This is a genomic window from Lactobacillus sp. HMSC08B12 (assembly GCF_001808415.1).
GTDB lineage: Bacteria > Bacillota > Bacilli > Lactobacillales > Lactobacillaceae > Lactobacillus > Lactobacillus delbrueckii.
The window spans coordinates 7714-8135 of record NZ_KV793105.1 but is presented as its reverse complement, the minus strand read 5'-3'; the positions used below and the strand labels follow the sequence as shown (position 1 = coordinate 8135).

The following is a 422-nucleotide window of genomic DNA, read 5'->3' as shown; positions in this document are numbered from 1 at the left end:
TCCACGCATCCCATGCGGGATGCGACCTACGACGCTCCATTTATTTTCTTTAGAGTCCATATTTCAATCCACGCATCCCATGCGGGATGCGACGAGGCAAGTTTGTCTGCAATTTCACTAATCATTCATTTCAATCCACGCATCCCATGCGGGATGCGACGACTTCCATGAGCTCTGCTGCCTGCTCCATAATATTTCAATCCACGCATCCCATGCGGGATGCGACTAAGTAGTTTGGCCATCAACTAAGTAGTTTTTCATTTCAATCCACGCATCCCATGCGGGATGCGACTAAACGTTATCACTGTTCCAAGTTGGATTTGCGATATTTCAATCCACGCATCCCATGCGGGATGCGACCTTGAGCTATAGATGAATGGTCGGGGTCCATCGAGAATTTCAATCCACGCATCCCATGCGGG

The 422-nt window shown here is 48.8% G+C and carries 1 CRISPR repeat array.

The window, feature by feature from the left end:
• Nucleotides 1-60: 60 nt before the first annotated feature.
• A CRISPR array of direct repeats spans nucleotides 61-422; the repeat unit is 26 nt; unit sequence ATTTCAATCCACGCATCCCATGCGGG.